This window comes from Delftia sp. WSY_7 (assembly GCF_043104845.1).
Classification (GTDB): domain Bacteria; phylum Pseudomonadota; class Gammaproteobacteria; order Burkholderiales; family Burkholderiaceae_C; genus Comamonas; species Comamonas tsuruhatensis.
The window spans coordinates 1-1,199 of sequence record NZ_JBICLB010000046.1; the positions used below are offsets into that span (position 1 = coordinate 1).

The 1,199-nt window shown below is 70.7% G+C and carries 1 protein-coding gene and 1 pseudogene; both read left to right on the forward strand.

The window, feature by feature from the left end; all coding sequences use genetic code 11:
- Nucleotides 1-276 (forward strand): annotated as a pseudogene (locus ACF8ME_RS24270) (type VI secretion system tip protein VgrG); the annotation flags it as partial.
- Nucleotides 277-363: 87 nt separating this feature from the next.
- The coding region (locus ACF8ME_RS24275; RefSeq protein ID WP_392418508.1) for a DUF6531 domain-containing protein at nucleotides 364-1,199 on the forward strand (836 nt) is incomplete at its 3' end.

The following is a 1,199-nucleotide window of genomic DNA, read 5'->3' on the forward strand; positions in this document are numbered from 1 at the left end:
GGCGGAGGTGGCGGTGGCGCGGGAGGTGGCGCCGGTGGCGGCATGGCCATGAACATCACGGCGCCCGGTGGCGGTGGTGGCAGCGGCGGTGGGGGTGCAGGCGGAGGCGGCAAGGCCTCCCAGCTCACCATGGATGGACAAAGCATCCAGCTCAATGCCGCCAAGATCCGGCTCGAAGCCCAGCAGGAAATCCTGCTGACCTGCGGCGAAAGCACCATCCGCATCACGCCCGGCGACATCCAGATCCTCTCGCCCATGGACCGGCTCAACTGCTGAGGCCCGCATGTCCTGCAGCCCCTGCATTCCCCGCATCTTCCGCATCCGCCGTCCCGTTCTCTCTCACCTCTCCAGGAGCAGCCTCGCATGAGTGGCCAACCCGCAGCCCGCATCACCGACAGCGTCGTCAAGGGCAAGATCGTCACCGGCTCGCGCACCGTGCTCATCGGCAGCCAGGGGGGCCTGGCCTGCTCCGTCTGCCCAGGTGGCATCACCGTCAGCTCCCCCGTCAACCCCCAGCTCGGCGCCAAGGTCCTGCTGGGCGCACAAGACCTGGACTTCGCCCTGCCCTCGGCTGCGCTGCCCGTGGCCTGGCAGCGCCAGTACAGCAGCTACGTCAACCCCGAGCACGGCGCGGCCTGCGGCCTGCTGGGCCATGGCTGGCACCTGCTGCAGGAGCTCAGCATCCGCCTGCAGGAAGAGGCCACCTTGCTGCTGGACGCCAGCGGCCGCGTCATCACCTTCGACCAGCCTCTGGCCCCGGGCGGCCAGCTGCACAGTGCCAGCGAAGACATCTGGCTGCTGCGCGGCGGCAGCCCGGAGCCGGACGGCGGCACAGCGCCCTGGGCTGCGAACCCGCGCTGGTCGCATGTGGAGGCGGCGCTGGCGTGCAATCCCGAGGCCATCCTGGCCTTCAGCGGCGATGGCGACACCCTCTGGGGCTTTGGCCCCCCGCCCGGTGAGTCGGTCGATGGTCCCTGGCGCCTCATGGCCCAGATCGACCGCTTCGGACGCCGCCAGCTCTACCACTACAGCGACGGCAAGACCACGGCCCCGGACGTCAACGGCAGTCCGGAACCGCTGCCCGCAGGCCGCCTGGTCTCGCTGAGCGACGGCACAGGCCGGCGCTACCGCCTGCTGCACCAGCGCATCCACGGCGGCAGCGACGCGCAGGGCCTGAACGGACTGTGGGGCGCCGACGA